Here is a 25,599-nt window from a genome sequence, read left to right as displayed (position 1 = left end):
GTTGCCCCGGTTACGCCGTTCGGCTAGAGTCTTGAGGGGCATGGGAACCCACACCACGAAGGCCGGCGTACCAGATGGCAGAGCCTCGAAAACGGGATCAGACGAAGGGTGGAAGGGAGGTTGGCATGAGCAAGCTCGTCCGCGCAGTTCGCAGCTACGCGGCTCGCAGGTATCTCCCTTTCTCCTACTTCCAGGATCCTCCCCCCAAGCGGCGGCGTCTCCCCGACGCCGCAGTGGTCATGCGCGACTTCCACGTCGTCCTCAACGACCTGGACATCGCCACGCGTCGAGTCATGAAGAAGCATGACTACGAGCCGGAGCAGACGGAGTTGTTCACCGGATGACCCTTGAGTCACCAGGTCGGGGCCATGTGCCCGAACGGCGTGACCGTGGTGAAGCGCAGGGACCGAAGAAGTACGAAGAAGTTGTTGAGTTCTGGGCCGGTCCAATGCCGGATCCGGAGACGCTTCGGGAGTTCAATCGGGCCGTGCCGGGAGCCGGTGACCTTATTGTTCAGGAGTTCCGCGAACAGGGGCAACATCGGCGGGCAATCGAGCAACGCGACAGCAAGGCATACGCTTTCGGCACCAGGGTTTCAGCGGTGGTGCCACCACTCGTCGACGTGCTTCTGATCGTCGGGGGACTGGGTTCGATCCTTACGGGAAGGGTGGTCGTCGGTGCCACGCTGGTGATCCTCGAGATGCTCCTGGTCTTCATCGTCCGCATGAGCTACAGGCCCGCCGTTATGCCGTCGGCGGCGGCGGCGGAAGCAGAACAGCCCGACCCTGAGAACTCGGACTCGGCAGACCAGGCTCGTAGTACCGAGGGCTGACCCACTCTACTCATTCGGCGGGCCGGCGGCCCAGTCGAGGGCGATCGGGTTCGTGGGGAGCGCGTCGATGTCCACGATCCGGCCGCCCTTGATGACCGTTGAGAGCCGCCGGATGTTCGCGATGTCGGCGAGCGGATCCGCATCGAGAACCAGGACGTCCGCCGCCTTCCCCGCCTCGAGGGTGCCGTACTCGTCGAGCGCCTTGCTCGCGATGGCGCCGTTCTTCGTGGCCGCCGTGATCGCCTCCATCGGCGTCATGCCGAGTTCGACCAGCCCCTCGATCGCGAAGATGGTGCCCCGGCCGGGCAGCTGGTGCTCCATGTTCTCGGGCTCTTCGCGCAGAAAGTCCGCGGCCACGCCGCCGCGTCCGAACAAGGTGTTGTCCGTGCCGACCGTGACGATGCAGCCGGCCTCGATGAGCTTCTTCGCGTTCGTCCGCTTCGTCGTCCAGCGTCCTTCCATCACGGATCCCGGCTGCGGGAGGCCGGTGTCCTGAACACGGCGGCGGATCTCGGCGGTCGTCGGGGGGATGCGTCGCTGGCGATCACCGGCCCGGGCCTCGGCGAGTTCCTCCCTCGCACGCTCCATGTTGCGGACGTGGAACTGCCAACTGGGGCCCGTGAACTGGTTGATGAGCATCGAGCACACAATGTCGCGCTCGACGATCATCTCGACGAGTTCATCGGTGATGGTGCGGTTCCCGACGTTGTCCGGGTGCTGGATCAGGTCGATGCCCGCGAGGATCGAGAGGCGGAGGCCTTCCAGGCTCGTGGCGTGCGTCTCGGCGACGAGGCCGCGCTTGTGCGTCTCCTCGACGATCACCCGCTGGGCGCGCGGCGAGAACGAGATTCCCGCCGGATAGTTGAAGTGGTGCGTGGCGCCGTACTTGATGAAGTCGGGCCCGTGGTCGAGGTAGGCGTTGATCGCGACCCTTAGCTCGTCGGGCGTCATGTGCATCATCTCTTCGCCGCTTCCGAGCGTGACCTCATCGTTCATCTGCTCGGCGAAGAAGCTGATCTCCGACTCGGGAAGCCCGGCGAAGGTCTCCGAGGCGGGTCCGCCCCAGCCCACGATGTTGCCGGCGAGATAGGTGCGCGGGCCGATCTCCTCCCCGGAGTCGATCTTCTTCTTGACCCGCTGCATGGGACGCAGGACGCCGTAGCTGTCCCGGACGGTCGTGACCCCGTGCTTGAGGTGCAGCTGGAGTCCCTGGAGGATGATCTGCTCGTGGTACGGCCAGTACGCCGCGTGCTCCTCGACCCGCGCCCCCCGCCCGAAGGCGAGCGACATGTGGACGTTGGTGTCCACGAACCCCGGCGTGACGAACTTGCCGCTCCCGTCGATCACTTCGGCGCCATCGGGGACCGCCACGGAGGCGCGCGGGCCGACGGCGGCGATCCGGTCGCCGTCGATGATGATCGTCCCATCGGCGATGGGGGCGCCCCCGTGTCCGTCGATGATCGTCGCCCCGACGATAGCGAGCGTTGCGGGGGATTCCTGTGCTGCGGCCGGATCCGGCGAGGACAGGAGGGAGAGAAAGGCGACCGTCGCGACAACCGATCGTGAGGCCATGGTCCCGACTCCGGAGGAGGACAACGAAACCGAAGTGCTGCAATTTGAAGAAAATCGGGGCGGCGAGATTTGAACTCGCGACCTCCTGAACCCCATTCAGGCGCGCTACCGGGCTGCGCCACGCCCCGATGTGGACCGGAAGCTAGCTTGTACCGTGATAGGGTCAAGCTGACGGTCGAACGGGTCGGTCCGGGAGCGAGAAAGGATGGAGTGGAGTGCCAGATCATACTTTCGAGGTGGCGGTCCCCGAGTCGTTGTACCACCGACTCCATGATGCGGCTGAGCGATCGCACGTTGCGCTGGCGGAATGGATCCGAGAAGCGATCGAGGAGCGTCTTGAGCACGAGTTCCGTGCGTCGCCCGAAGAGGCGCTCGAGGCCATGCGAAAGCTCGACGCTCCCACCGCCGACATCGACGACATGATCGCTGAGATCGCCGCTGGCAGGGCTTGAAGAGCTGAGTGTGGCTTCGACGTCATCATATCCATATATTAGGATTTATGGATACGTTGACCGCGCAAGCGCCCGCACCGACGCGGGACCTTCTCTCACGCTTCGAATCCCTCGGGGACGAGAACCGCCTCAGGATTCTCACGCTCCTGGACCGTAACGAGTTTACGGTTTCGGAGCTGGTCTCGGTCCTGCAGCTCCCGCAGTCCACCGTTTCGCGTCACCTGAAGGTGCTCGCGGATGACGGCTGGGTGCGCCGGCGGCAGGAGGGGAAGACCCGGTACTACCGGATGGAAGGTGACCTCGAGCCGGAAGCGCGGGAGCTGTGGCGGCTGGCAGAGGGGAGTCTCACGGGCGCCCGCTGGATCGCGGCCGATGCGGAGCGGGCCGAGAGCGTGCTTGCCGAGCGCCGGGATCGGGCCGCGGCCTTCTTCTCGGAGTCGGCGGCGAGATGGGACGCGCTGCGGGACGAATTGTTCGGGCGCGACGCGCGGTTCGCGGCGCTGTTCGGTCTGCTCGATCCGCAGTGGGTCGTGGGAGACCTCGGCGCGGGCACGGGAACGCTCGCGAACATGGTCGCCCCCTTCGTGAAGCGGGTGGTCGCGGTCGACCGCTCGCCGGAAATGCTCGAAGCAGCAGCGGTCCGGCTGGGCAACTGCGACAACGTCGATGTCCGCGAGGGGGAACTGGAGTCGCTCCCGGTCGACGACGGGGAACTCGACCTCGCCGTGCTGATGCTCGTCCTCCACTTCGCGGTGGACCCGGGACGGGTGCTCGCAGAGGCCACGCGGGCGCTGGCTCCGGGCGGAAGACTCATTGTTCTCGACATGCGCGCGCACGCGCGGGAGGAGTATCGCGAGACCATGGGCCACCTTTGGCCCGGCTTCACGCAGGAGCAGATGCGGGATTGGGCGGGTCTCGCCGGCTTCGAAGCGTACCGTCACATTCCGCTCGCTCCGGACCCCGAGGCGTCGGGACCGGCCCTCTTCGCGGCCACCGCCCGGAAAGCTGCCTGCAACGCTGGTGAGAACCCCTGAACGCTGACTGAACACCGAAGGAGATAGACGATGGAAGGCGCCGTACTTCACGACATGACCGAAACCGCCGCCGGCACCGCGGCCGCCAGCCGCCCCGCGTTCAAGGTGGCCGACCTGAGCCTGGCGGAGTGGGGCCGCAAGGAGATCCGCCTCGCCGAGCACGAGATGCCGGGGCTGATGTCCGTGCGCGCGGAATACCGCGACGCGCAGCCGCTCGCGGGCCGGAAGGTGATGGGCTCGCTGCACATGACCGTGCAGACGGCGGTCCTCATCGAGACGCTGGCCGATCTCGGCGCGGACGTGCGCTGGGTCTCCTGCAACATCTTCTCGACCCAAGATCACGCGGCCGCGGCGGTCGCCGTGGGGCCGGACGGGACGCCGGGGGATCCCCGCGGAATCCCGGTCTTCGCCTGGAAGGGGGAGACGCTCGAGGAGTACTGGTGGTGCACGGAGCAGGCGCTCCTGTGGCCGGACGGCTCGGGGCCCGACCTCATCGTCGACGATGGGGGCGACGCGACGCTTCTCCTCCACCGCGGGCTCGAATTCGAGCGGGCGGGGCGGATCCCGGACTTCGATCCGGAGACGGAGCCGGAGGAGTGGGGCGTGATCCTCGAGACGCTGCGCAGGATCGCGGCGAAGGACCCCGGACGGTGGGAACGCACGGCGCCCGCCATCCAGGGGGTGTCGGAGGAGACGACGACCGGCGTCCACCGCCTGTACGAGATGGCGTCGGAGGGGACGCTTCTCTTCCCCGCCATCAACGTGAACGACTCGGTGACGAAGTCGAAGTTCGACAACATCTACGGGTGTCGCCACTCGGTCATCGACGGGCTGAACCGCGCCTCGGACGTGATGATCTCGGGCAAGACCGCCGTCGTGTGCGGCTACGGCGAGGTCGGCAAGGGGTGCGCGCAGGCGCTCAAGGGACAGGGCGCACACGTCGTCGTCACGGAGATCGACCCGATCTGCGCGCTCCAGGCCGCGATGGAAGGCTTCCAGGTGCGTACCCTCGAGGACGTGGTCGAGACGGCGGACATCTTCATCACGGCGACGGGCAACCGGGATGTCATCACCTTCGCGCACATGGCGCGCATGAAGGACAAGGCGATCGTCGGGAACATCGGCCACTTCGACAACGAGATCGACATGGCCGGGCTCGCGAAGGGCGGCGTGACGCGGAACAACATCAAGCCGCAGTACGACGAGTTCGTGTTCGAAGACGGGCACTCGGTGCTTATCCTGTCCGAGGGGCGACTGCTCAACCTCGGCAACGCGACGGGGCATCCGAGCTTCGTGATGAGCGCGAGCTTCACGAACCAGGTGCTCGCGCAGATCGAACTTGCCCGCAACCACGACGCCTACGAGCGGCAGGTCTACATGCTCCCGAAGCACCTCGACGAGAAGGTGGCGCGGCTGCATCTCGACCACCTCGGCGCGCGCCTCACGGAGCTGACGGAGACCCAGGCGGAGTACATTGGGGTACCGAAGGACGGTCCCTTCAAGCCCGACCACTACCGCTACTAGAGCGCCTGCGGGGCACGAGCAGGGTCAGGGGTAAGGAGCAATCATGATGGCGATAAACCCGAAGCATCTGCTGGTCTTCGCACCGCTCGCCCTGGTCGCGGCCTGCGGTGAAGGCGGGCAAGACGGGGCCATCGGCGCCCGCGGAACCCTCGAGGGTCCGGACGTGATGCTGACCGCCGTCACGGAAGAGGTCTTCACTGTCGGGTCCGTGGTCGGCGACGCGTGGGACACCTTCGGCAGCGTGCGGTCCGTGGCCTTCGACAGCGCGGGCAACCTGCACATCTACGACTCCCAGGCCGAGCACATCCTGGTGGTCGGACGGGACGGATCGCTGGTGCGCACGGTGGGAGGTCAGGGAGAGGGGCCGGGCGAATTCGGCAACGTCAGCTCGGCCATCGTCGCCCGCGACGGCTCCTATACGGTGCTGGGCTTCTCGCAGGTGGATCTCTTCGACCCCGGTGGAGCCTTCGCGCGGCGCATCCAGATGAATGCGATTCTCTTTTCCGGTCTGGCCCTCCCCGACGGCCGCCTCGTCGCCTCGAGCTTCGTGTCGATGGAGTCGTTTTCGGAGCCTGAGAGTTCCCCCGAAGAGGAGGGCCGCCCCATTCACCTCATCGCGCTGGACGGGACCGAGCCCGAAGTCCTCTACACTGCATGGGACCTCCCCGACGATCCGACCGGCGACGCTTACGATATCGATTCGTCCAGGACGATCCGCATGTCGGCGGGGCGCGCCTTCGAGCCGGGACTCTACTACGACGTGCTGACCGACGGTCGGCTCGCCCTCGCCGACTCGATCGGCTACCGCGTCAAGCTGATCGGACTCGACGGAAGCGTAACCGGAGTCATCGAACGGCCGATTGCGCCGCTGGCGGTCGACGACGCGATCAGGGAGGCGGAGCGCGAGCGGTACCGCGAAGCCACCGCTGAGCTCGAGAGTATGCGATCGTCCTTCCAGGTAGAACGCGAAGGCGTGGAAGAGCTTGTCTTCGCCGACGAGGTGCCGGTCATCGGGGCTATCGAGGTCGACTGGGACGACCGGATCTGGGTGACCCGAAGGGCAGCGGACGGCGACCGCGAGGGCCCGGTCGACATCGTGACGCCGGACGGACGCTACATCGGCACGCTGGCCGTTGACGGGCTGAGGCCCCCCGACGCTTCCGGCCCCGACGGCCTGCTGGCCTACATCGAACGGGACGAATTCGATCTGCCGACGGTGCGCGTGATTCGGCTCGTGTCACTCGACCCGGAGGGCTGAAGCACGGCGATGGAGGGACGAGCTCCAAGGTTGCCGGTGGAGCGGGGCGCGGACCCCGGGCGCACGAAGGGCTGGCTGCTCGACACGAACGTCGTGTCGGAACTCCGCAAGGACCGACCGGATCCCAACGTCAGACTCTGGTCCGAAGCAAGATCCGCCGACAGCCTGTTCCTCAGCGAAGTCACCATCGCGGAGATCAGGTATGGGATCCAGCGCTGCGGGCAGGACGCGCTTCGCGACGAGCTGGAGATCTGGCTAACCCGTACGCTCCGGCCGTGGTTTGCGGGGCGCATCCTGCCTGTTGACGAGGATGTGTGGCTTGCGTGGCGGAGGCTGGTCGACCGAGGCAAGGAACGGGGGATCGTATTCAGTCAGCCGGACCTCGTCATTGCGGCCACCGCCGAGGTCAACGGGCTTGTGATGTGCACGCGCAATGAGAGCGACTTCGCGCGAACCGGCGTCCCCGTGTTCAACCCCTGGTCGGCATAGGAATAGCCCCAGGGTTGGCGAGTCGCGGCCGCCCCCTCGGGCTTCCTCGTCTAGAGAACGACGTCGCGAACCGGACTCCGTACCCCTTCCGCCTCGAAGTCGAGACGGTTCAGGGGAGACTGGGAAAGGAGTTCATGGAGAGTTCCCGGCTTTGCGCGTGCTTGAAGCTCATCGAATTCAGCGGCGCCGACGACGACAACGGCGTCTCGACCCCGCACGGTGACCCGCTGCGGTCGGCCCGACGCCGCCAGGCGCACCACTTCGCTGAACTTCGCTTTGGCCTCGGCGAGTCTCCAAGCCACGTTCGGAGATCGCCGGGAGTAGGGTTTGGGGCTGGTTCGCTTCAGGGCGCGCCTCCCGTGTCGATGTGACCAACATGGTCAAATAATAGGCCGCCAAACGGACGAACGCCACCTGGGGGTGGGAGACGACTCTATTGGGGTAGTCGGAAGCTCAGGGCGACGACCGAGTGTATCTCCATCGCCGGGTCGCTGACGACGCCGACGATGACGTCATCGCCGAAGAATGGCGGCGGATCCGCCAGCAGCGGGACCGGCACGACGACGGTTCCGGCGTAACTCCCGTCGTAGTCCAGGACATCGTAGTACCGCGATGTGGCCATGCCTTCCGGGGGCCAGCGCTCCACCCAGATGCGGTCGGAGGCACCCACGTGGAGGGCGATCGACGCCGGTAGCGAATCCGGGATCTCCCCGCGCAGGATCTCCGGCGCGACATGCATCACCTCCTCCAGCGGTACGGGGAGGGAATCGATGCGCGCATCGAGCGCTCTGATGCTGTCCCTGTGTTCGGCCCGCGGCACGGCTCGGCGTTCCGTCTCCGGCCCGTCGACCGTACGGAGCAGCTGGCCATCCTGGGCGAACTCGCGAAGCCGGTAGGTCTCTCCGTCGCCCACGATGATCGTCCCGCGCCCGGTCATGTCCCAGTCCGCGCGCGGAGCGAAGGGGGCACTGTTCAGTCCATGGACCATTCGACCGCCGCGTTGGCCGACTCTGTAGTAGGCCGTCCGCTGGCTCGAGAGCCCCGCCAGGTCGGGCACGTGGACCGTATCGGGGGTAAGCCCCTCCGGATCGTACTTCATGTAGAAGTACTCCGATGGTCCATCGATCCAGAGTTGGTAGTGTGGGTAGTGGTAGATGCCGTCGACCAGACGAGCCCGCCAGGACTCGGAATTGGCATAGGGCGGGATGCGCCACGTCTCGACAACGGCATCCGGATACGGCGACGAAGCGCTGGCCGCAAAAATGGTGATCCGTTGTCCCCGCACGAAGAGTCTTCCATCGGCGGCGGGCAGGATATCGACCGGCCAAATGAACTCGCCGGGCCCTTCGCCTTCCCGTCCGATCCAGGCCGTGAACTCGCCATCGGCCTCGAAGAGCCGGACCGACGACCCGAGACGGTCGGCGACGTAGATCCGCCCATGCACGTCGGCGGCGACGGACGTGACGTCGCCGAAGATGTATTCGTCGCTCTCGGCTCCGATGCCCAAACTCCCGATGCGGGCCGTGACGACCGCGGTGACGGTATCGGCCGAAACGTCTCGGACCGGACGGGCGACAGCGGCCGACATGCCTGCGATCCCGATTGCCACCGCGACGAGCCCGGCAGCAACGGTACTCCGATGTCCTGGATGCGCGTTGAGGATGGCCAGAATTCGCTTTTCCAGCGGGGGATGCGCGCGCTGGCCCATCGGCAGAGACAGCGCCGCACGATCAGGGTTCGCGTCCGCCGCCAGGGCGAGCAGGTGGGTCGCGTAATCGGACGGGCGCGTGCCGAGGGCGAGCACTTTTTCGTCGCAGGCCTCTTCGCGCGCGACCGCCGCCTGGCGCGCCGCCACCCAGCTCAGCGGATGGATCCAGTACATCGCGACCGCAACCCGGGCCACGAGCTGTCGGAGTACGTCGCGGCGGCACACGTGAGTCATCTCATGCATCAGCACGACGCCCCACCGCTCGCGCGACCAACCTGCCGAGGATGTCGGGAGCAGGATCACGGGCCTCCACAGGCCGCCCGTCATCGGGGTGGCAGCCGTCGGGCTCACGAGGAGCCGGACGTCGCCCCGGATCCCCAGCTTCCGGCCGACCTCTTCCGCCTGTCGCAGCGGGACGGGATCGCGAAGCGGGCTTGCCGCGCGGACGAGTCGCGCGCACCGCACCGCGCCCACCGCCAGCGAGGCCAGCGCGGCGGTGCAGCCGATTCCCCACAGCAGAAAGGCAAACGGGATCGCGCGCGGTGGCGACACCGGATCCGCCACCGCGACTGTCGCCGCTTCGGCCTTCGGCAAGGGTGTGACCCGGGGAGCCAACGTGAAGAGCGCGTCGCCGGCGCCATCGACCGCGGGGGCCTCTGCCGGCGGCTCCGGCGGCTCCGGGATCGAGGGCCCGGCGGAGGGCAGGATAGGCACGTCCCACGAGGGGGCGAGGAGGCTCAGGACGGGCAGTCCCAGCAGGAGGGCGAAGGTCATCGTCCACAGCAGATGGCGCACCCCCGCCGAGCCCTTTCGAGCGAGCCACGCCAAGGCCAGCGCCGCCGACAGCAGGATCGTGGCCCTGATGAGGAGACCGGGCATTCCAAGAGAATCGGGGGGCAGCAGCGAGTCCATCACCGTCCCTCCTCCGACGCCCGGTCGATCAGCGCCTTGATGCGGGCTCGCTCAGCCGGCGTGAGCTTGCTTTCCTCCAGCTCGAGAAGCGAGGTGACGGCACCCTCCACCGAGCCGCCGAAGAACGTCTTGAGGACGTGCCGCATCGCCGAACTTCGCGCGCGCTGCGCGGACACCGTGGGTGAGTAGACGTAGCGGGGCCCGTTCCATTCCGCCGACAGATGTCCCTTCTCGACGAGGATCCTCAGCACCGAGCGGACGGCCGAGTCGCTGGGCGGGTCGGTCATGCGCTCCCGGATCCGGGCGCCCGTGGCAGCGCCCGCCGCGTGGACGATGTCCATGACTTCGCGTTCTCGTCTGCTGAGCCGCGGCATGTCGCTCAATGCGGCCTCATTTCTCCCGGCGCTGGAGGCGAGCAACGGGGTCCGGCGCCCGCCGCGAGAGGAATGCTAAAGGAGGGATGCGGAAAAATCAACGGGTCGTTGAAATTTCAGCGCAGGTTTACCCTTCCGGTGCCAGCGCGACCAGCCTGACCACGCGCACGGTCTGCACGTCCAGCGCGTCGCTCTCGATGAAGGCCATCAGCCCGTCGGGGCCGAAGGCGCTGGGTGTCCGGAGTCCGTCCGGGGCCAGCGTGCCGATGTAGTCCCCATCGGCAGTCACGATATCGATCGGGCCGCCGCCCGCCCCCGTCGGATCCCTGCGCTCGAGCCAGATCCGGTTTTCCCAGTCTGCCTTCAGACTCCATAGCACCGGCACCTCCTCGGCGAAGGTGAGGGCCTCCGCTCCTTCGCGCTCGATCTGCATCGGCATGTCGCGTAGACGCGCCAGGAAGTCGGTCCGTTGTTCGCGGAAGCGCTCGCGCGCGGCCTCCATGATCTCCTCATCGACGGGGAGCGGCGCGATCGGGCGCTCGATCATCCCGCTCACGCTCCCGTCCGGTCCGATCAGCTTGACGCGGTATCCGACCGAGTCCATCAGCGCGAGACGGCCATCGGTCAGAACGTCGTAGTCGAGGCGGGGCTCTAAAGCGCGGCCGGCCGCCATGGTCATTGTCATACCGCTTTCCGCAGACCCGCTCACACTGGGCTCGTTATCGTCCTCCACGGGCAACTGCCAGGCGGTGTACAGTAGTTCGGGGCCCGCGCCGTCCAGCGGGAACAGGTGGATGGGTCGCCCCCCTTCCTCGGGCTGGTCGTCGTCGTCGAAGCGCAAGATCCGGGACGTGACCAGGCGACCGTCCGGAAGGGCCATGCTGGCCACGACGATTCCAGTCGTCATCGGGTCCAGAGTAATGCGGCGCACGAAGTCGCCGCCGGGGTCGAAAAGATCGATCCGCGAGGATCCCAGCACCGTGTAGGAACCGTCGCGCGCGACGATGGGACGGGTGGCGCTGCCGAACTCCCCAGGTCCGTCTCCCTGACCCCCGACCGTGCGGATCGGCGACCCGTCCGGCCCGACCACCAGGATGTGATCTTCCAGGCTGTCGAAGACATGGAGGTTGCCCTGGGCGTCGAACTGCACCGCGCCCACGCGGCCGAAAGTGTCCCAGCGATCTCCGACAACCGACCCGATGGTGAAGACCTCCTCCGTGATGGCATTCACGATCATGTCCGGACCGTCCAGGGTTCCGGCGGCGCCCGCGGCCGATCCGTCCCCGGTATCGCCACAGGCGACCAGGGCCGCGAGGGGGAAGAGGGCTTTCGTCCTTGTCGGCTTGGGCATTTCCGTCGGTTCCTCCCGGCAGAGGGGCAATGCGAGTCATCGCGTCTAACGTATGCCGGCGGCCCGCCGGGGCGAAGGGCGTCCGGAGTCCGACTCTTGACCGTCTCTTCGACGATTTTCGTGCGGACGATTGAGTGGACCGGCAGGTTCAAGCGCGACCAAAAGCGGAAGTCGCGGGGCCGGCACCGGGCAACCCTCGACGACATCCTCGCCGGGGTCGTGGATACCCTGGCCAACGATCGGCGTAACGCGTCACTCGACCCCTTGAGTTGCGAGGATGCGCGGAAGTGTGTAATCGTTACACACCATGCCCCGACGTATCCCGGAGGAGGACGACGTGGCTCGACGGGTCAACATCATGATGGACGAGGACTCGTGGCGCGTGCTGCAAGGGCTCCCGCGCGGTACCCGCAGTCGCGCCGTCAACGAAGCCATCCGCGAGTGGTCGGACGCTTCCAGGAAGCGGGACGCCTCCGCCCGGATGGACGCATTGCGAGCGCGGTTGCCCGCAGTCGAGACCGATCGAATCGTCCGATGGATACGTGAGGAGCGGGAGCAACGGCTGCCGTGATCGTCACGCCGGACGCGTCGGTTCTTCTCAAGTGGGTTCTTCCGGGCGACGACGAGCAGGACACGGACGCGGCGCTCGCGCTGCGTGACAGGGCGGTGGCGGGAACCCTCGACCTGGTCGTTCCGCAACTCTGGATTTACGAGGTGGGAAACACGCTGGCGAGGCGGTTTCCCGCTGACGCCGACGCGCTCCTGGCATCCCTGTCCGACTTCGGCCTGGCGGAGGCGCGGCTTGACTCAAACTGGAGAAGGCGCGCCGTGTCTCTGGCTGTGACGTACGGAGTCGCGTTCCACGACGCGGCGTACCACGCCGTGGCGCTTGGCCTTGGGGGTGTGTTCGTGACGGCGGACGAGCGATATGTGCGCCGCGCCTCGAGCGCCGGGGGCATCTCCTCGCTACGGCTCTGGCAAACCCGCTGAGGGATACGTATTCGTCACCGCGAGAGCCATCACCGGGTAGAGCGTCCCGGTATACGTGATGAAGTGCCATGTCTCCGTATTGAGTGACTTCGTCCACCAGCGGCCCGATTCTCTCTGGTTCCGCCTGAGCCACTCCACGCCTCGCTGTATGGCCGGGTGCGTCGGCGGCACCCCCGCGGACGACAGCACTACCACCGCCAAACCGGTCTGGTGGCCATCGCTCGCGGGATCGCCGAAGTCCGCCTCGGCTCGCAGGCGTTCCGCGCGGTTGCCCCGGCCCCACTCCTCGGGCTGAGCGAAAGAGCGAATCGACCATCCTCCGTCCGGGCGCTGACGGTCGAGGATCATCCTGACGATGTCCTGCTTCCGGTCGGCGCTGATCACGCCCGGCAGATGCTGCTCCGCCCAGAGCAACGCCACCCGGGCGTAGTCATGGGGAGGGGGGACCCGCCGCAGGTACTCTCGCAGACTGGCCACCTGCCCCTGCAACTCGGGAGAGGCTGACTGCTCGAGCCATCCCGGAGCCAGGCCCACACTCATGGCCGCAACGGTCGCGACCTGAAACGCGTCGGACTCGAAGGGCGGCCATGTGTCCGGCGAGTGCCAGGCCCCGTCGTCGCGCTGAAGGCGAAACATGAGCTGAAGCGCCTGCCCGGTTTCGGGAGACAGCCGCTGGTCCACGTACGCATCCCAGGATGCGAGAGACGCGGCCAGGTGCACGACTTCTGCGGGGTCCACTCCCTCCTGGAGCTCCCCAAGGTCCTTGGTGAGCCGATCCTGAAGTCGCGCTTCGAGAAAGGCCCGGAAGGCTGCATCGGGCTGACCCATGCTGTTGGCGAGTTGAGGACGAAGGATCCCGTACCAACCCGTGGTGTGACACGACACGCAGCCGCGGTTGTTTACCCAGGCCTTGGCTCCACCCTCCAGGTAGGCGATCGCCCGCTCGATGGACAGATTCTCCGCAACGGGTTCATCCCCCGACGCCGGCGGGATGGCGATCTCTCCGAAGTGATACTGGTGGAGGCGGTGGTCGGGCTCCTGCTGCGCGTGAAGCCCGGAGCCGAGAAGCGAAATCCCAATCGACAGTCCGATGGCGGCGTGCATGAATTTCATGACTGCCTACCTGTTGCCGCTCCCGCTCCGCGACGCTTCCAGGCGCTGAAGGGCCCTGGAAACCCGCTGCCGGGCCTGCTCTTCGGTGATTTCGCCTGCCGCGACCCTGGCGCGCAGATCGCGGCGGAGCTGGTTGACCCTCGCCATCCCGCGAGTCTGAGACGCATCGTCACTGTCGCTGGCCTGCGCGGCCTCGTTCGCTTCCGCGCCGGGCGCTTCCGCCGCCTCCGCGCCGACCTCGGCGGATGTGTCGGGTTGAGCGCAGTACACCAGGCCAAGCGGCAACGCGCAGATCACGGCGATCCATGCCGCCGTGCGCAGCCAACCCGGGGTGGTGGAGGTGTTGCTCTTGGCGATCATTCTGTTCTCCGGCTCTGGAGTGGGGGGCGCCCGCACCTGTAACGATGCGGGCCTCATCCGAGACTCGCAATCTGATTGGTCCTCCCCCACCCTTCCCCGGCCGGCCCGCGAGCCTGCATGATTTGTACGTCAACCCGAAACACGGATGTCAGACATGCCGAACCAGCTCGTCCAGACCCGCATCGATGAGAAGGCGCTGCCGTTCGCGCCGCTGGTTCCCAATGCCGATACCATTGAAGCGATGAGAGAGGCCCGCCGGGGCGACCTCCCGCAGTCCGCCAGCGTAGAGGACCTCTTCAACGATCTGCGTGCGGACGATTGAGTGGACCAGCCGGTTCAAGCGCGACTACGAGCGAGAGTCGCGGGCCGGCACCGGGCAACCCTCGACGACATCCTCGCCGCGCGTCTGGTTCGTCTCGGCTCCCATTCGGCACTCGGTCTCTAGTTGCAGATGCCGGAATGGTTGTTCAGCGGGTCGCCCGCGTGCACGCGATTCTGGTCGTTCCGATCCTCGTTTCCGTCGCGTCGTGCGAGGAGCGACCGGCAGAGATTCCTTCACCACCCTTCGAGGAAGTCTTCGAGTTGGCGGAGACTGTCGTACTGGGTGAAGACCGGTCCGATTCCATCGCCGAGGTGGGCGAGTTCTTCGAACGGAAGGACGGCGGATTCATCATCTCGGACCGGTTGCTCCCACGGGTGCGAGCCTACAGCGAGGACGGATCCCTGGAAGCCGGGTTTGGACGCTTCGGTGATGGACCGTGGGAGTTCCGCACGATTCGGGACGTGGCAGAGGTCGCCGACGGGCGAATCGCGGTGACGGGCGCACATAATGGGGCCGTGACCTATCTGACCCCGAATCTGACTCCTCATGGCATGCTGCTGCTCGACGACTTCACGACCAGCATGCTTCTACCTTTCGGTCGCGATCTCGTGTTCACCGGCAGGGCGAGGGACGTGAATCTGGTGGCCGAAATGGACGGGATCTTCCACCGGTTGGTCGACAGCACGGTCACCTGGAGCAGCTGGAACACTCCCGCCGCGAGCAAGCCCTATTGGAATGCCTTGGGCGGATTGCACGGGGCCGTCGGGGGCGATTCGGTGTACGTGATGGCGGGCCTTCTGTACCCCGCGACAATTCTGAGCGCCGCGGGCGATTCGGTAGGAAGCATCGGGACTCCGTCGCCGGATTTCCGCCGGGTGCCGGAACTGGAGCCGGGGGCGTTGGCCTTCACCGGCGGAGAGGGTGCGGCGGTCCAGGCGGGCGCAGCGATGCAGCGGTTGATCGAGAGCTTCGACCTCGTGACCGGCATGGACATCGTGGACGACTACCTGGTGTTCACGGTCGGCAGGCACGATCCCGACAAGCCCTGGTTTCCGTTCGAACAGCTCGACGTGTTCGTGGAGGCCTACGATCGCCATACGGGGGAAAAGCTCTTTGAGAACGTGCCGTTGCCGGGGGGTTCGCGGGTGCTCGGCGGGGGCAGATATCTCTACGTGCTGCTGAATCCAGAGTTCCCGCCGTGGCGCATCGCCAAGTACGAGCTCTTGCCCTGATGATGGCATCCAGCCCACGCCCTCCCGAGGCCCGCTACCTCGGGATTCGTGCCACCCGGACCTGCGGATAGGGGTCGTTACGGTAGGACACCGCGTACTCGTCGCTCACCGCGAGCAGCGGGGGAATCGAATCGCCCCAATACTCGCCCTCTCCCGTCCCGGGATCGAGAACGTACGTCTCCACGGTATGGCGGCCCGTTCGATTGAGGATGTCCTCGCGCAAGCTGTAGCTGTACTGGACGAATACGGGGACGCCGTTGCCGCCCGCGACCCGCTCGAGGAAGTGGAGGGCGGGCTCGTCGCCGAAGATTCCCGTGCCGACTTCCCGCCCGCCGCGTCTTTCCCTCACCTCCGTCGGCTGGAGACCGTCGATTCGAGCGTTCCACACCAGCTCGCCGTCCACGGTGTCGTATGCCTCCACGGCGTTGCGCAGCTGGTAGGCGATCACGACCCAGCCGCCGGCATCGACGCCGCACGCGACCTGCCCGCGGGACAGCATCTCGTACGCCAGGCTCGGCGCATAGCGGTACGGTACGGCAAAGCCGAACTCCGGCCGTCCATCGGTAGCGGTTCGATGGAGGATGTTCCGCTCCGCGCCCGAACGCATCCCGTGGACGATCAGGTCATCGCCCGCCCGACAGGCATCCCGGGGTTCGCCTTCGAACCGGGTCCGGTCCCGGTACTCCAAGCGGTCGCCCCGCCGCGCGAAGCGGTGGATGAGCTGGGCCTGGTCCACGACCAGCAGGCCGCCGCCGGGTTCGAGCACGAGAGCCTCGGGCACCTGCAGTTCGCCGGGCCCCTCGCCCTGTCCGCCCAGCGTGTAGAGATAGTCTCCCGTGACGGAGAACGCGCGCACGTCGGTGCGAATCCGGTCCAGGATCAGCACCTCGCCCGCCCCGGTGATCGCGGCATCCCACAGCAGGCCGAACGTCTCCTGCTCCGTCCCCTCCATGTCGCCGATCGTGGCGACCGCTTCCCGGCGCTCGAACCGCTCCCGGAACGTCGCGACCGGGCCGGTCGACCCCTCGCCGGCACGGCCTCCGCGTGACAGGACGACCGTGGCCTCGCCCGGCGGCGTCGTGAGGCTGTCGACGATGGGATGGATGACCTCGCCGCTCGTGTCGAGCGATTCGCAACCCAGGGAGAGGACGACCCCGGACAGGGCCCACAATCCGAGCGGGCGCGCCCGATTGACGGCGATCGAGTGTGGTGTCTTCATCCGCGCCTTCCGCATGCGGCTAGCGTGGCGCCTCGATGCCGATCTCGGGTGCCGCGGCGGCGAAGTGGCGGACGTTCCAGGTGATGATCGTCGAGGCGCGGGCCTTCAGCGCGCATGCCGCGATGAGCATGTCGTACGTCTGTCCGCCGATCACTCCTCTTCGTTGCGCTCTGCGTAGCGCGCGCCAAGTCTCGGCTGCTGTAAGGTATATGGCGGGAGTTTCGCCCCAGTTCGCCTCGAGCAGGGCGATGGCGTCCCCGGATCGCAGGCGATGGGGGCCGGGTAGCCGGGTGAGGACCGCGTACGTCTCCGCCAGCGAATGAGCGGCAAGCACAAGCTCTTCGCCGGTGCGCTCGCGTCGCGCGAGTTCGGCACGGGTTCGCGTGTGGTGTTCGTGCCAGGAGCAGACGGTCGCGACCAGGGCAGTTGTGTCGCAGAGGTAACGGGTCACCCGGCTCCCGGCAGCCCGCTCTCCGAGGGTGTGCCGGAGCGGAGGCCGGCGGTCGTCTCCTCGACCTCCGCCGCCGTCAACACCGGACGGCCCTCACGCGGCACCGCGACCACGGCAGTCCCACGCCGCTCGAGCGAGACGTCCAGCGGTACCGGCTCAATCTCGACGCGGCCGTCCCGGACCCGGAATCGGACGCGGGTTCCAGGACGCAGCCGGCTCGCTTCCCGAACCGCCTTGGGCACAACCAGGCGGCCGGCTTTATCGATGGTAGTTTCCATGGTAACAATCATGCCACGTCAGGTGCCATCGATCAAGGAACTAGGGAACCCGGACGTGCACCTCCCGCAGCTTGACGTACTCGAAGTCCTCCCGCGGCCGGTAGCCGCTCACGACGACATCGATCTCGTAGCCGGGCGAGATGCCGACCGTGTGCCTGAAACAGGAAGCGAAGACGCTTTGCTCCCGAGGCCGGATCTCATCATGCCATACGCAGACCTCGCCGCCGGCCCACAGGTGGGATGAAGCATGGCCGAACCCGAGCGTGCCGTCCGGTCTCTCCATGTAGCCCGAGAAGTGTCCGACCCGAACGTTGAGGGGTGCGCCGGGCTCGCGGCCGAGGATCCTGTTGACCCGCTCCACCGGGATCTCCGGAAACGAGTCGCGCGCGAGCACCCAAAGGGAGTCCACGAGGGGATACTCGTAGGATGTCAGTAGCGGGAACCGTTGTGCCCACGGCACAGGCTCCGGTGTACCGCAGGAGACGGCGGCAACGACCGCCATGACGATCCCAAGCCGGATCGCCGGCCGGCGGCGGCACTCAACCCCTGTCACGGTCAGCCTCAGCCATCTCGTACACCACGACGCTTTCCACGTCCATTTCGTCCCGCTCGACGCCGAGCACGAGCCCGTGGGCCACGTCCAGGATCCGAAGGCCCGGCGGGGCCTCCACCGTCCCCATCCACTCTCCGTCGGCGGAAACGACCGTGTAGCGCGACGGGCCTTCGCGCACAGCGCCCGGACGCCAGGAAGGCAGCCAGACCCGACCCTCCCGGTCTCCGAAGAGACGGCCGAAGAGCGGCATCGGCCCGCCGACCCTCGCCCGGTACACGGCCATGTTCTCCTCGGTCATGCGATCGATGGCGGCATCCGCAGCGCCGGGATTGGCCATCCGGTTGCTTGCGTGGAGTCCGGCCTCGATGCCGGCGAGCAACTCCTCGGTCAGGGGCGCCGACTCGGCCTGCCAGCGAACGATCTGCGTGACGGTTCCGTCGGGACTGCGCCAAGTGACCTCCGGCCTGTCGGAACGCGTGTAGACGAACTGACCGGCGACGGCGGCCGCCCTGCCGGATGCACCGATCGGATCCCACCGCTGCCCGGGAGGAGGTCGCGCCTGGAAGTCATAGGCTGCCACCGTGTCGAGGGCGCCGGTCTCCATGTCGAACCGGGCCAGGTGCCCCGGCAGCCACGGCTCCTGGAAACCGGTACGGAAGCTGCTCGTGGCCATCAGCAGTTGGCCGGATGAGCCGATTCCGAGAACACCGAGGCCGTGGGCGCTCCGGATATCCACCGTGCGCTCGACCGAACCGCCGGCGAAGACCGTCACGCGGCCCAGGTTGCGATCGGCCGCCACAACCCTCCCCTGCCCCGGAGCGTACACGGCCCCGACGTAGCCGACTTCGCCCGGTCCCTCTCCCGGCCCGGCGAGCACCCCGTGCGAGGCGCCGTCCGGGCTCAGCACGACGAGCTCGCCGTTGAACACATCCGATATCACGGCGCTCCCGTCCGGGAGGAGGGCGCCGGGGTGGATCCCCTGGAAGGTGTAGTCACCGGGGTTGGCGCCGTGGCGGTAGCGTGGCTGCGCGGGAAACCGGAACGGCGCGCCGACCACCGGAGTTCCCGCGTACTCGACGATCCGCACGCCCGCGCTGTCCTCCATCTGAACGGAGACCCCGGCGTGCGTGGGGGTATCGCGCTGGCAAGCCGTGAGGCTCATACCCAGAAAGACGACGACCAAAATGGGTCCGATTGCGGCGTGCATGAGTTTCATGGCCGAGCGCAGTCCCAGGAGGTTCTCGTGCTGGGGCTAAAGCCATCGTAAACGCGGGTTCGCAGCCACGTAAAGGCACGCGCGAGACCGGAGGCCGGCGCGCAACTTTCCATCGTCCTTAGGTTGTCGAGCTTTTGTCGAATGAACCGATGCAGGTCAACCAGATGGAGGTGTGTACGTGCAAGCGGAAATGCAGCAGGTGAAACGGACGATCCGTTGGCTGCAGGGCTACGCCGTCCTGGCCAGCATTGCACTCGTCGTGCTGTTCGTCAGGAATGGGTCCGCGGAGGAGGATGTCCTGCGGGCGCGAGGGCTGATCATCGAGGACGCGGCCGGACGTGAACGGATCCTCCTCGGAGCGCCGATTCCCGAGGCGGTCAACCGCGTTCGGACTGATGAAGCCCGCGTGCGGGAGGTCTGGGCACCCGGATTTCCGGACCCGGACGCCTACATGGGCTACTACCAGGACTACAGCCACGAGACCAACGGGATGCTGATCCTCAGCGAGGACGGATTCGATCGCCTCGTCGTCGGCGATCCCACGCCCGATCCGAACATAGGCAGGCGTATCGCGCCGGCTACGGGCATGATGATCAACGACGACCAAGGGTTCGAGCGGACCGGGTACGGCGTATTGGCCGTGAATGGGGGCTATAACGTCGGCTTGGGTCTCGACACGGATCGGATCGCGGAGGGGCTCAGCTTGGTCCTGCAAGATGATGGCCCTCACGGCATTTTGGTCGGCACGCTGGCGGACGGGATCTTTCTTGGCAGCGCGCCCGCGGGACACGAGTGGACGGGCCTTGCGGAGGAATTTCAGGGGCTGCTGGCCCGGCGAGATGGCGAGATCGTGCACCAACTGAATCTGGCCGCCGGCAACTGACGCGGTCTGACTGACCGGCCAAGGCATACCTCGACGACATCCTCGGGGCGGGCGCGTCCGCTTACTTATCGCCGGCTTTTTCGAGCTCCGCGAACATCTCGTCCGCGTTCGCGAATCGAGCCGTTCCCTGCCTCATCATTTCCTCGCTCTCGGCCATGGCTCTGCGGGTCTCAGCATTCGGCACCTTGAGAGTGCTGCGGGCCGCCTGACGCGCGGTCGTCGTTTCGCCCTCGACATCGGTGACGGGGTGCAACTCTCCCCGGTTGAACTTCTCCAGGATCTCCCGTTCTTCCCGGTTCAACTGGTCGTTCACGGTGATTACCTCCTCTGGCGGTCCCGCGTCACCGTCGTCCGCATCTCCTAAATCTGGTTCATGATACACCAAGCCGGCCGGTTGTGTCCCGTCGGCGGGAGCCCACCTCGACGCCAGCCCGTCCGTTCGCCCTGCTAACGAGCTGCAAGTTGTCACTTGACAGGCGACGCTCCACCGTCGAGCCCTTCAGGTGCGGAGACGTCACGGTGGCCGATGTGTACCAAGTGGACGATCGCTGAAGGGGAGGACCGACCATGGCCATGCACGACCCGCCGCATCCGGGTGGCATCGTGAGGCGGCAGTGCCTCGAACCGTTGGGCCTGACCGTGACGCGGGCGGCGGAGGGCCTGGGCGTTACCCGGCAGGCGCTCTCGGAGTTGTTGAACGGGCGTACCGGAGTGTCGGTCGAGATGGCGATCCGGCTTTCGAAAACCTTCGGCTCGACGCCCGAGACCTGGCTGGGGATGCAGATGGCGTACGATCTCTGGCAGGCTCGCGGTCACGCCGGGGAGATGACGGTGGAACGCTTTGCGGCGAACGTTCCGTGGTTGAAGGCGTCGGAGCGCAGCTTCGAGTTCTGGGAGAACGAGGAGGATGCCGTCTACGATAGCCTATAGGCGAGGCGACATCGTCTCGTTTCCTTCCCCCCTCACCGATCTCACTTCAACCAAGAAACGTTCCGAGGGGACGCGGCTGACGGAGCTGACGGCTCTCTCAGACCAGTACCTTGAGCTCCTCGATGTCCACCGCGGCCGGCGGAAGCCTCGATGGACCTGCAAACGCAGGATAACCCGGAAAGGCGGGTTGGCCCGGATAACCGGGATAGCCCGGGTAGCCCCGATATCGGTGTGCCAGCACCGTGTAGAGCCGGTCGCCGGGGAAGACGGTCCCGAGGTATTCACCTTCGACATCGACCACCTCGCCGTCCTCCCAAGGCAGCCACCCAACCCACTTTCCGGCGGTGTCGAAGACGTACTTGCCCCGCCGAAAGGCGATCCACCGCCCGTAGGAGTCGTAGAGGTATTGAACGGCCTCTGCCGAGCGATCTTTCAAATCCTCCTCCAACGCAGTGGTCACGATCCGGGCGCTACCGGCGGAATCTAACTCCGGTCGACCATGTTGGCCCCGTCGCGCCGATCAAGTACGCGACGCGCGCGATGCGGGACCCTGATGCTCCCCCGAATGCCGGGAACCTTGACCGCCCCGGCTCCTTGACGCAGGCTTCCTCCTGAGACGCAAGTTTCGACTTGCCCTCCTTCCGAGGCCCGTGCTCCGGCACGGGCTTTCGCGTTTCCGGAAAGCCCTCCGCACTTGGGCGAGCTGTCGCGCACCGAGTCGCACAAGGGCCCGAGTTGACCGATCGAGACATAATAGCTATTCTGTCCACATGCGAGAAATCACTGCCAAAGAGGCGAAGAACCGGTTCGGCCAGCTGCTCCGGTCCGCCCAGCAGGGGCCCGTGCGGGTCACCCGGAACGGCACGCCGGTGGGCGTGCTGCTGTCGGTGGAGCAGTTCGAACGACTGCGCGGAACTGCTTGGGACCGGTTGGCGGCCGCGATGGACGCCATGAGCCGGGAGGCAGCCGACAGCGGCCTGACACCAGCGGCGCTGGAGTCCCTGCTCTCCGATGAAGGCTGACAGGGTCGTACTCGACACCAACGTTCTGATCAGCGCCGCGCTCACCCGGACAGGGCCACCTCGCGGGGTGGTCGATCTGGTCAGAGCGGACAACGGGATCCTCCTCTTCAGCGACGAGACGTTCGCCGAGCTTCGCCATCGGATCCTCGCCTCGAAGTTTGACCGCTACGTGAGTACGGAATCCCGGGCAACCTTCGTCGCGCTGCTGGCCGCGGTTGCGGAATGGGTGCCGATCGCCGGTGCCAGGCTCGGCTGCCGCGACCCCACCGACGACAAGATCCTGGAGACGGCTCTCATGGGTCGCGCCGACCATCTGGTGACGGGAGACGGCGACCTGCTCGCCATGTCGCCGTTCCATGGGATACCGATCATCACACCGGCCCGCTTTCTGGCGCTCCATGGCAAGGGAGGGCGACCGCAACCGACCTTTCATGAGCGCGATCCGGGAGGCCGCCTCGGGTCTTGACCGGGACGCGCGCGGTTAGGCTCCGTTGCGGGTGATCGCCGCATCGGCGGCTTCGGCGACAGTACGGTAGCCGTCCGCTTGCCGATGCGCGGCCTCGTCCTCGGGGTTCGCGTCGGAGGGCACGAGATACCAACGGTCGGCCCGGTCGGATTCCCCGTCCATGAAGTGACCGCGCACGAGGCGATATCCGGCCATTTCGGCCCGGAACCTATGGGCGCGGATGATGACGTTTGGATCAAACCGATGTCGCGTCATGGCTCGGTACTCGGGGATGTAGGCGGGGCGGCAGTCAGTTGAACAACTCCGCGTGAGTGCCGGCTCGCGCAAAATAGACTGAGCCGCCGGGCCCATCCGTGTCGTCGACACGATAGATGAGAAGGAAGTCGCCGCCGATGTGGCATTCCCGGTAGTCCGCCCACGTCCCCTTGAGCGCGTGATCCCTTCGTTCAGGGCCGAGTGGAGCGTCGTTTGCGATGAGGTGAAGCATGACCGCCTTGAGCCGATTCATGTCGTATCGACCTGAACGCGAGAGCCGTTTCCAGTCCTTGAGGAACAGCCGAGCGTAATCGACGCGGCGTGGGAGATTGGTGCGTTTACTGGCGGCTGGCTTCTTCAAGCTCCGCAAACATCTCATCCGCATCTGCGAATCGTGCCGCACGCGACTTCACCATCTCGTCGATTTCGGCCATGGCGCTTCGCGTTTGCGCGTTGGGAACCTTCAGTTCGAGCGGGAACGCTTGATCGACGGCGATGCGATGGAAGAGCAGCCGCACGGCCTCCGAAGCCGTCAGCCCCATCGCCGCGAGCGCGGCGGTCGCCTGCTGCTTCATCTCGGTGTCCATCCGGACATGCACCATCGAGCTATGTGTCGCCATCCGAGCCTCCCGTATCGCAATTGCGATGCAAAATGTCGATGCGGCATGTTCCGGTCAACCCTGCTGTACGAATCGAGCTTGGGCCCGCTCTCTCATCCCAGGACTCGAAGCGCGATCTCCGGAGCTTTGTCCAGAATCCGAAGCAACGTCCTGGCGGCGCCCGTTGGGCCCCGCTTGCCCTGTTCCCAGTTGCGGATCGTCTCGTGCGATACGTTGATGCGCCGCGCGAACTCCACCTGCGTCAGACCCGTGCGCCCGCGAACCCGGCGCGCAAACCGCGCCATGTCCCGCATCGCTTCGGCGTCGTCCTCCCGTTGCTGTGCGATGAGGTCTGCCTCGGTCGTGCGGTCCAACACCGCGTGGTCGACCCTCCCCTTGGGCCAACTTCCCGGATCGTTTGGATCAACCCTCACGCGCGTGGTATTCATGCGCGTGTTGTAGGCCATTGGCCCACCAACGTCAAGTTCGCTTGCACGTAGCAGTTGGCTTCGAGGACGGCGAAGCCATGGATGTTGACCACGTCGACGGGTCTTGTCCGCGTCGGCCCGGGTGCACCTCACCGCGTTGAACGCGCGGTGACGCTGTTGGGCATACTCAAGAGAGCCGGTCTTCTCATCCCCTCCCGTACAGAATCACATCGGGGATGTAAGCGGGGCGGCAGCCTCTCACCGCATGAGAGATCTGCCGCCCCGAGGCAACCGTTCAATCGGGTCGCTAAGGCAACCGCGCCGGTCGCATGACCATTCCCGGCCAACGTACTGCTGGGGGGCGCAATCCGTCAACGTTGGAGTTCGCGCATGTACGTGCTGTACCTGGACGAGTCGGGAAACGAGAACGACCCGAGCGATCGCTACTTCGTGTTGGCCGGGTTGGCCCTCTTCGAGCGTCAGATTCACTACCTGAATCGGCGGCTCGAGCACGTGCAAGAGAAGCATTTCCCCAACCAGCCACCCATTCCATTTCACGCATCAGCGATCCGGGCTGGCCGAGGATTCTGGCGCGGCGTCAGTGAGGCGAAACGACAGGCGGTGCTGGATGACGTCATTGCCGCGATCACGGCCACCGACGACCGCGGCGGCCTAAAGCTCTACGCTGCGGCAATCGAAAAGGACGCTGAACTCTACGGTGAGGACGCCGTTGAGGCTGCTACCGAACAAGTCTGCAAACGCTTCGACACTTTTCTGACGAGACGTTACCACGAACATGACGATCCGCAACGAGGGCTGCTGATCTTCTCCGAAGGTCGGTTTGATGCCCGCGCCAAACTCTGGGTGAGGGGATTTCGGCGCCGCGGAACTCGGTGGGGCTCGCTCAACAACCTTGCCGACATCCCTTACTTTGCCCCAATGAAGGAATCGCGATTGCTCCAGGCAGCGGACTTCGTCGCACACGCCATTTGGCTATCGTATGAGAAGCGCAGCCACGCGCTGACGCGAAAGCTGTTGAGGTACTTCGACGTGCGCGAGGGCGTCATCCATGGCCTGGTTCACGTAGGTCCGAGCCGAGGGAGAAGCTGCGACTGCCCGCCGTGCACAACTCGTCGAAGACCCGGGAACATCGGTGCCTGGCTTCCCCAGGAGGAGCAGCTGACGTTCCCGGACGATGGCTGTGAAGATGCGCCGGAATTACGAGCGACAGCCTCCGACTGGCGGTTCGGGGAGGGGCGATGACGGCGCGCGTGCGTTGGTTGCGGCGGATTGCGGAGGGGCTGGCGCGGCGGCAGGGGCGGTGGGTGGAGGCGTGGACTTGCACGCCATCGGAGGGCCTTCCCGGCGAGATCGTGGAGGATGGGTGCGGGACGCGGCATCGGACGCGCGAGACTGCAGAGCGCTGCGCCCGACGCTGGACAAAGCGTAGGCGGCGGCCCGTCCCTGGACTCCGGGGCGAGGGGCGGGACGCGATCCTCCCGGCCGTCCCGGTGCGCATCGACCCCCAAACGCGGCGACGCCTTCCGCCCCTCACCCCCACCGTACCGGAGGCCGAGGCGACGAACGAGACGGTGGACGCGCTCGCGTCCATCGGGCGCCGCGCGCGGCAGCAACGAACGTGCCTCGAGTGCGGGCACGTCCGAGACGGAGCGACCGGGGGACGGTGTCCGGCCTGCGAGGCCCCCGTGCCCGGATTCGGGGTGGACCCGTGAGGCGGTAGACGGGACCGCCGAGAGTGGACGGCGCGCGGGTAGA

The 25,599-nt window shown here is 66.4% G+C and carries 34 protein-coding genes, 1 tRNA gene and 1 pseudogene; 17 read left to right on the top strand and 19 right to left on the bottom strand.

The features are described from left to right. Positions 1–125 precede the first annotated feature (125 nt). Entirely contained in the window at positions 126–344 is a 219-nt protein-coding gene (locus tag ACQY5G_RS06745) for a hypothetical protein (RefSeq protein ID WP_428278195.1), read from the top strand. Next, entirely contained in the window at positions 341–832 is a 492-nt protein-coding gene (locus ACQY5G_RS06740) for a DUF2335 domain-containing protein (RefSeq protein ID WP_428278193.1), read from the top strand. Before ACQY5G_RS06745 ends, ACQY5G_RS06740 begins: the two co-directional genes overlap by 4 nt. Positions 833–838: 6 nt before the next feature. Here the strand turns inward: ACQY5G_RS06740 and ACQY5G_RS06735 are convergent, their stop codons facing one another. Further along, entirely contained in the window at positions 839–2,404 is a 1,566-nt protein-coding gene (locus ACQY5G_RS06735) for an amidohydrolase family protein (protein ID WP_428278191.1), read from the bottom strand. Between the two features lie 54 nt (positions 2,405–2,458). Then, positions 2,459–2,532: transfer RNA gene (locus ACQY5G_RS06730), tRNA-Pro, on the bottom strand. Positions 2,533–2,640: 108 nt separating this feature from the next. On the opposite strand from ACQY5G_RS06730, the gene ACQY5G_RS06725 reads away from it, so the two are divergent. From ACQY5G_RS06725 to ACQY5G_RS06705, 5 genes are read left to right on the top strand one after another with little or no spacing between them, the layout of a single operon-like run. Continuing rightward, positions 2,641–2,856, top strand: coding sequence for a hypothetical protein (locus tag ACQY5G_RS06725; RefSeq protein ID WP_428278189.1), 216 nt, complete (start codon positions 2,641–2,643; stop codon positions 2,854–2,856). A gap of 56 nt (positions 2,857–2,912) precedes the next feature. Next, complete coding sequence (locus ACQY5G_RS06720; RefSeq protein ID WP_428278187.1) at positions 2,913–3,890, top strand: ArsR/SmtB family transcription factor; 978 nt, start codon at positions 2,913–2,915, stop codon at positions 3,888–3,890. Positions 3,891–3,944: 54 nt separating this feature from the next. Continuing rightward, entirely contained in the window at positions 3,945–5,414 is a 1,470-nt protein-coding gene (gene ahcY / locus ACQY5G_RS06715) for an adenosylhomocysteinase (protein ID WP_428278660.1), read from the top strand. A gap of 43 nt (positions 5,415–5,457) precedes the next feature. Continuing rightward, on the top strand, positions 5,458–6,672 hold the full coding sequence (locus tag ACQY5G_RS06710; protein WP_428278185.1) for a hypothetical protein: 1,215 nt from the start codon (positions 5,458–5,460) through the stop codon (positions 6,670–6,672). Positions 6,673–6,708: 36 nt separating this feature from the next. Continuing rightward, positions 6,709–7,161 (top strand): type II toxin-antitoxin system VapC family toxin, encoded by a 453-nt coding sequence (locus tag ACQY5G_RS06705; protein ID WP_428278659.1) that lies wholly within the window; start codon positions 6,709–6,711, stop codon positions 7,159–7,161. Between the two features lie 50 nt (positions 7,162–7,211). On the opposite strand, the gene ACQY5G_RS06700 is transcribed toward ACQY5G_RS06705, so the two are convergent. The 4 genes from ACQY5G_RS06700 to ACQY5G_RS06685 form a co-directional block, all read right to left on the bottom strand. After that, positions 7,212–7,418, bottom strand: a complete 207-nt coding sequence (locus tag ACQY5G_RS06700) for a type II toxin-antitoxin system prevent-host-death family antitoxin (RefSeq protein WP_428278658.1) — start codon at positions 7,416–7,418, stop codon at positions 7,212–7,214. A gap of 176 nt (positions 7,419–7,594) precedes the next feature. Next, complete coding sequence (locus tag ACQY5G_RS06695) at positions 7,595–9,781, bottom strand: M56 family metallopeptidase (protein ID WP_428278657.1); 2,187 nt, start codon at positions 9,779–9,781, stop codon at positions 7,595–7,597. Beyond that, positions 9,781–10,122 (bottom strand): BlaI/MecI/CopY family transcriptional regulator, encoded by a 342-nt coding sequence (locus ACQY5G_RS06690; RefSeq protein WP_428278183.1) that lies wholly within the window; start codon positions 10,120–10,122, stop codon positions 9,781–9,783. The genes ACQY5G_RS06695 and ACQY5G_RS06690 overlap by 1 nt, the downstream gene beginning before the upstream one ends. A gap of 160 nt (positions 10,123–10,282) precedes the next feature. After that, entirely contained in the window at positions 10,283–11,506 is a 1,224-nt protein-coding gene (locus tag ACQY5G_RS06685) for a hypothetical protein (RefSeq protein WP_428278181.1), read from the bottom strand. 337 nt (positions 11,507–11,843) lie between these two features. On the opposite strand from ACQY5G_RS06685, the gene ACQY5G_RS06680 reads away from it, so the two are divergent. Continuing rightward, positions 11,844–12,077 (top strand): hypothetical protein, encoded by a 234-nt coding sequence (locus ACQY5G_RS06680; RefSeq protein ID WP_428278179.1) that lies wholly within the window; start codon positions 11,844–11,846, stop codon positions 12,075–12,077. Continuing rightward, entirely contained in the window at positions 12,074–12,496 is a 423-nt protein-coding gene (locus ACQY5G_RS06675; RefSeq protein ID WP_428278177.1) for a type II toxin-antitoxin system VapC family toxin, read from the top strand. Before ACQY5G_RS06680 ends, ACQY5G_RS06675 begins: the two co-directional genes overlap by 4 nt. On the opposite strand, the gene ACQY5G_RS06670 is transcribed toward ACQY5G_RS06675, so the two are convergent. Together ACQY5G_RS06670 and ACQY5G_RS06665 are read right to left on the bottom strand one after the other, a co-directional pair. Further along, positions 12,473–13,609 (bottom strand): hypothetical protein, encoded by a 1,137-nt coding sequence (locus ACQY5G_RS06670; protein ID WP_428278175.1) that lies wholly within the window; start codon positions 13,607–13,609, stop codon positions 12,473–12,475. The two genes, ACQY5G_RS06675 and ACQY5G_RS06670, sit on opposite strands and share 24 nt — an antisense overlap. 6 nt (positions 13,610–13,615) lie before the next feature. After that, complete coding sequence (locus ACQY5G_RS06665; RefSeq protein ID WP_428278173.1) at positions 13,616–13,969, bottom strand: hypothetical protein; 354 nt, start codon at positions 13,967–13,969, stop codon at positions 13,616–13,618. Positions 13,970–14,144: 175 nt separating this feature from the next. On the opposite strand from ACQY5G_RS06665, the pseudogene ACQY5G_RS06660 reads away from it, so the two are divergent. After that, positions 14,145–14,291 (top strand): annotated as a pseudogene (locus ACQY5G_RS06660) (type II toxin-antitoxin system RelB/DinJ family antitoxin); the annotation flags it as partial. A gap of 137 nt (positions 14,292–14,428) precedes the next feature. Further along, positions 14,429–15,523 carry a hypothetical protein gene (locus ACQY5G_RS06655; protein WP_428278171.1) on the top strand — a complete coding sequence of 365 codons (1,095 nt, stop codon included), beginning with the start codon at positions 14,429–14,431 and terminating at the stop codon, positions 15,521–15,523. A 34-nt stretch (positions 15,524–15,557) separates the two neighbouring features. Here the strand turns inward: ACQY5G_RS06655 and ACQY5G_RS06650 are convergent, their stop codons facing one another. From ACQY5G_RS06650 to ACQY5G_RS06630, 5 genes are read right to left on the bottom strand one after another with little or no spacing between them, the layout of a single operon-like run. Further along, positions 15,558–16,742, bottom strand: a complete 1,185-nt coding sequence (locus tag ACQY5G_RS06650; RefSeq protein WP_428278169.1) for a hypothetical protein — start codon at positions 16,740–16,742, stop codon at positions 15,558–15,560. A gap of 19 nt (positions 16,743–16,761) precedes the next feature. After that, positions 16,762–17,193: a PIN domain-containing protein gene (locus tag ACQY5G_RS06645; RefSeq protein WP_428278167.1), complete on the bottom strand. Its 432-nt coding sequence runs from the start codon at positions 17,191–17,193 to the stop codon at positions 16,762–16,764. Next, positions 17,190–17,471, bottom strand: a complete 282-nt coding sequence (locus ACQY5G_RS06640; protein ID WP_428278165.1) for an AbrB/MazE/SpoVT family DNA-binding domain-containing protein — start codon at positions 17,469–17,471, stop codon at positions 17,190–17,192. The genes ACQY5G_RS06645 and ACQY5G_RS06640 overlap by 4 nt, the downstream gene beginning before the upstream one ends. A gap of 40 nt (positions 17,472–17,511) precedes the next feature. After that, on the bottom strand, positions 17,512–17,973 hold the full coding sequence (locus tag ACQY5G_RS06635) for a hypothetical protein (protein WP_428278164.1): 462 nt from the start codon (positions 17,971–17,973) through the stop codon (positions 17,512–17,514). A 37-nt stretch (positions 17,974–18,010) separates the two neighbouring features. Continuing rightward, positions 18,011–19,240, bottom strand: coding sequence for a hypothetical protein (locus ACQY5G_RS06630; protein ID WP_428278162.1), 1,230 nt, complete (start codon positions 19,238–19,240; stop codon positions 18,011–18,013). Positions 19,241–19,418: 178 nt separating this feature from the next. Between ACQY5G_RS06630 and ACQY5G_RS06625 the strand changes: the two genes are divergently transcribed. Beyond that, entirely contained in the window at positions 19,419–20,123 is a 705-nt protein-coding gene (locus ACQY5G_RS06625; protein WP_428278160.1) for a hypothetical protein, read from the top strand. A gap of 61 nt (positions 20,124–20,184) precedes the next feature. On the opposite strand, the gene ACQY5G_RS06620 is transcribed toward ACQY5G_RS06625, so the two are convergent. Further along, on the bottom strand, positions 20,185–20,436 hold the full coding sequence (locus tag ACQY5G_RS06620) for a hypothetical protein (RefSeq protein ID WP_428278158.1): 252 nt from the start codon (positions 20,434–20,436) through the stop codon (positions 20,185–20,187). 254 nt (positions 20,437–20,690) lie between these two features. Here ACQY5G_RS06620 and ACQY5G_RS06615 point away from each other — a divergent pair, with 254 nt between their 5' ends. Further along, entirely contained in the window at positions 20,691–21,053 is a 363-nt protein-coding gene (locus ACQY5G_RS06615; protein WP_428278156.1) for a HigA family addiction module antitoxin, read from the top strand. A gap of 97 nt (positions 21,054–21,150) precedes the next feature. Here the strand turns inward: ACQY5G_RS06615 and ACQY5G_RS06610 are convergent, their stop codons facing one another. After that, positions 21,151–21,513 carry a 4-fold beta flower protein gene (locus ACQY5G_RS06610; protein ID WP_428278154.1) on the bottom strand — a complete coding sequence of 121 codons (363 nt, stop codon included), beginning with the start codon at positions 21,511–21,513 and terminating at the stop codon, positions 21,151–21,153. Positions 21,514–21,823: 310 nt separating this feature from the next. Between ACQY5G_RS06610 and ACQY5G_RS06605 the strand changes: the two genes are divergently transcribed. Both ACQY5G_RS06605 and ACQY5G_RS06600 read left to right on the top strand, forming a co-directional pair. Beyond that, the gene (locus ACQY5G_RS06605) at positions 21,824–22,075 is read left to right on the top strand and encodes a type II toxin-antitoxin system Phd/YefM family antitoxin (protein ID WP_428278152.1); all 252 of its coding nucleotides are present in this window, start codon (positions 21,824–21,826) and stop codon (positions 22,073–22,075) included. Next, positions 22,065–22,541, top strand: coding sequence for a putative toxin-antitoxin system toxin component, PIN family (locus ACQY5G_RS06600; RefSeq protein WP_428278150.1), 477 nt, complete (start codon positions 22,065–22,067; stop codon positions 22,539–22,541). Before ACQY5G_RS06605 ends, ACQY5G_RS06600 begins: the two co-directional genes overlap by 11 nt. 15 nt (positions 22,542–22,556) lie before the next feature. Here ACQY5G_RS06600 and ACQY5G_RS06595 read toward each other — a convergent pair whose 3' ends face one another. The 4 genes from ACQY5G_RS06595 to ACQY5G_RS06580 all read right to left on the bottom strand — a co-directional run bounded on the left by ACQY5G_RS06595 (position 22,557) and on the right by ACQY5G_RS06580 (position 23,844). Continuing rightward, on the bottom strand, positions 22,557–22,796 hold the full coding sequence (locus ACQY5G_RS06595; protein ID WP_428278148.1) for a hypothetical protein: 240 nt from the start codon (positions 22,794–22,796) through the stop codon (positions 22,557–22,559). 34 nt (positions 22,797–22,830) lie between these two features. After that, the gene (locus ACQY5G_RS06590) at positions 22,831–23,175 is read right to left on the bottom strand and encodes a type II toxin-antitoxin system YafQ family toxin (RefSeq protein WP_428278656.1); all 345 of its coding nucleotides are present in this window, start codon (positions 23,173–23,175) and stop codon (positions 22,831–22,833) included. After that, entirely contained in the window at positions 23,135–23,416 is a 282-nt protein-coding gene (locus ACQY5G_RS06585) for a type II toxin-antitoxin system RelB/DinJ family antitoxin (RefSeq protein ID WP_428278146.1), read from the bottom strand. Before ACQY5G_RS06585 ends, ACQY5G_RS06590 begins: the two co-directional genes overlap by 41 nt. A gap of 92 nt (positions 23,417–23,508) precedes the next feature. Continuing rightward, positions 23,509–23,844: a helix-turn-helix domain-containing protein gene (locus tag ACQY5G_RS06580; RefSeq protein WP_428278655.1), complete on the bottom strand. Its 336-nt coding sequence runs from the start codon at positions 23,842–23,844 to the stop codon at positions 23,509–23,511. A 369-nt stretch (positions 23,845–24,213) separates the two neighbouring features. Between ACQY5G_RS06580 and ACQY5G_RS06575 the strand changes: the two genes are divergently transcribed. Together ACQY5G_RS06575 and ACQY5G_RS06570 are read left to right on the top strand one after the other, a co-directional pair. Continuing rightward, complete coding sequence (locus ACQY5G_RS06575) at positions 24,214–25,086, top strand: DUF3800 domain-containing protein (RefSeq protein ID WP_428278144.1); 873 nt, start codon at positions 24,214–24,216, stop codon at positions 25,084–25,086. Then, on the top strand, positions 25,083–25,556 hold the full coding sequence (locus tag ACQY5G_RS06570; protein WP_428278142.1) for a hypothetical protein: 474 nt from the start codon (positions 25,083–25,085) through the stop codon (positions 25,554–25,556). Before ACQY5G_RS06575 ends, ACQY5G_RS06570 begins: the two co-directional genes overlap by 4 nt. The last annotated feature ends 43 nt before the right edge of the window (positions 25,557–25,599 follow it).

It is taken from the genome of Candidatus Palauibacter sp., assembly GCF_965261555.1.
In the GTDB taxonomy this organism is placed as follows: Bacteria; Gemmatimonadota; Gemmatimonadetes; order Palauibacterales; family Palauibacteraceae; genus Palauibacter.
Note: the sequence above shows the minus strand (reverse complement) of the source record. Positions and strands in the feature narration are given on the sequence as shown.

Coding starts and splice junctions, on each gene's coding strand:
- ACQY5G_RS06745 (WP_428278195.1), top strand. CDS start 126: ATGAGCAAGCTCGTCCGCGCAGTTCGCAGCTACGCGGCTCGCAGGTAT.
- ACQY5G_RS06740 (WP_428278193.1), top strand. CDS start 341: ATGACCCTTGAGTCACCAGGTCGGGGCCATGTGCCCGAACGGCGTGAC.
- ACQY5G_RS06735 (WP_428278191.1), bottom strand. CDS start 2,404: ATGGCCTCACGATCGGTTGTCGCGACGGTCGCCTTTCTCTCCCTCCTG.
- ahcY (WP_428278660.1), top strand. CDS start 3,945: ATGACCGAAACCGCCGCCGGCACCGCGGCCGCCAGCCGCCCCGCGTTC.
- ACQY5G_RS06710 (WP_428278185.1), top strand. CDS start 5,458: ATGATGGCGATAAACCCGAAGCATCTGCTGGTCTTCGCACCGCTCGCC.
- ACQY5G_RS06695 (WP_428278657.1), bottom strand. CDS start 9,781: ATGGACTCGCTGCTGCCCCCCGATTCTCTTGGAATGCCCGGTCTCCTC.
- ACQY5G_RS06690 (WP_428278183.1), bottom strand. CDS start 10,122: ATGGACATCGTCCACGCGGCGGGCGCTGCCACGGGCGCCCGGATCCGG.
- ACQY5G_RS06685 (WP_428278181.1), bottom strand. CDS start 11,506: ATGCCCAAGCCGACAAGGACGAAAGCCCTCTTCCCCCTCGCGGCCCTG.
- ACQY5G_RS06670 (WP_428278175.1), bottom strand. CDS start 13,609: ATGAAATTCATGCACGCCGCCATCGGACTGTCGATTGGGATTTCGCTT.
- ACQY5G_RS06665 (WP_428278173.1), bottom strand. CDS start 13,969: ATGATCGCCAAGAGCAACACCTCCACCACCCCGGGTTGGCTGCGCACG.
- ACQY5G_RS06655 (WP_428278171.1), top strand. CDS start 14,429: ATGGTTGTTCAGCGGGTCGCCCGCGTGCACGCGATTCTGGTCGTTCCG.
- ACQY5G_RS06650 (WP_428278169.1), bottom strand. CDS start 16,742: ATGAAGACACCACACTCGATCGCCGTCAATCGGGCGCGCCCGCTCGGA.
- ACQY5G_RS06640 (WP_428278165.1), bottom strand. CDS start 17,471: ATGGAAACTACCATCGATAAAGCCGGCCGCCTGGTTGTGCCCAAGGCG.
- ACQY5G_RS06635 (WP_428278164.1), bottom strand. CDS start 17,973: ATGGCGGTCGTTGCCGCCGTCTCCTGCGGTACACCGGAGCCTGTGCCG.
- ACQY5G_RS06630 (WP_428278162.1), bottom strand. CDS start 19,240: ATGAAACTCATGCACGCCGCAATCGGACCCATTTTGGTCGTCGTCTTT.
- ACQY5G_RS06615 (WP_428278156.1), top strand. CDS start 20,691: ATGGCCATGCACGACCCGCCGCATCCGGGTGGCATCGTGAGGCGGCAG.
- ACQY5G_RS06605 (WP_428278152.1), top strand. CDS start 21,824: ATGCGAGAAATCACTGCCAAAGAGGCGAAGAACCGGTTCGGCCAGCTG.
- ACQY5G_RS06600 (WP_428278150.1), top strand. CDS start 22,065: ATGAAGGCTGACAGGGTCGTACTCGACACCAACGTTCTGATCAGCGCC.
- ACQY5G_RS06595 (WP_428278148.1), bottom strand. CDS start 22,796: ATGACGCGACATCGGTTTGATCCAAACGTCATCATCCGCGCCCATAGG.
- ACQY5G_RS06590 (WP_428278656.1), bottom strand. CDS start 23,175: ATGAGATGTTTGCGGAGCTTGAAGAAGCCAGCCGCCAGTAAACGCACC.
- ACQY5G_RS06585 (WP_428278146.1), bottom strand. CDS start 23,416: ATGGCGACACATAGCTCGATGGTGCATGTCCGGATGGACACCGAGATG.
- ACQY5G_RS06580 (WP_428278655.1), bottom strand. CDS start 23,844: ATGAATACCACGCGCGTGAGGGTTGATCCAAACGATCCGGGAAGTTGG.
- ACQY5G_RS06575 (WP_428278144.1), top strand. CDS start 24,214: ATGTACGTGCTGTACCTGGACGAGTCGGGAAACGAGAACGACCCGAGC.
- ACQY5G_RS06570 (WP_428278142.1), top strand. CDS start 25,083: ATGACGGCGCGCGTGCGTTGGTTGCGGCGGATTGCGGAGGGGCTGGCG.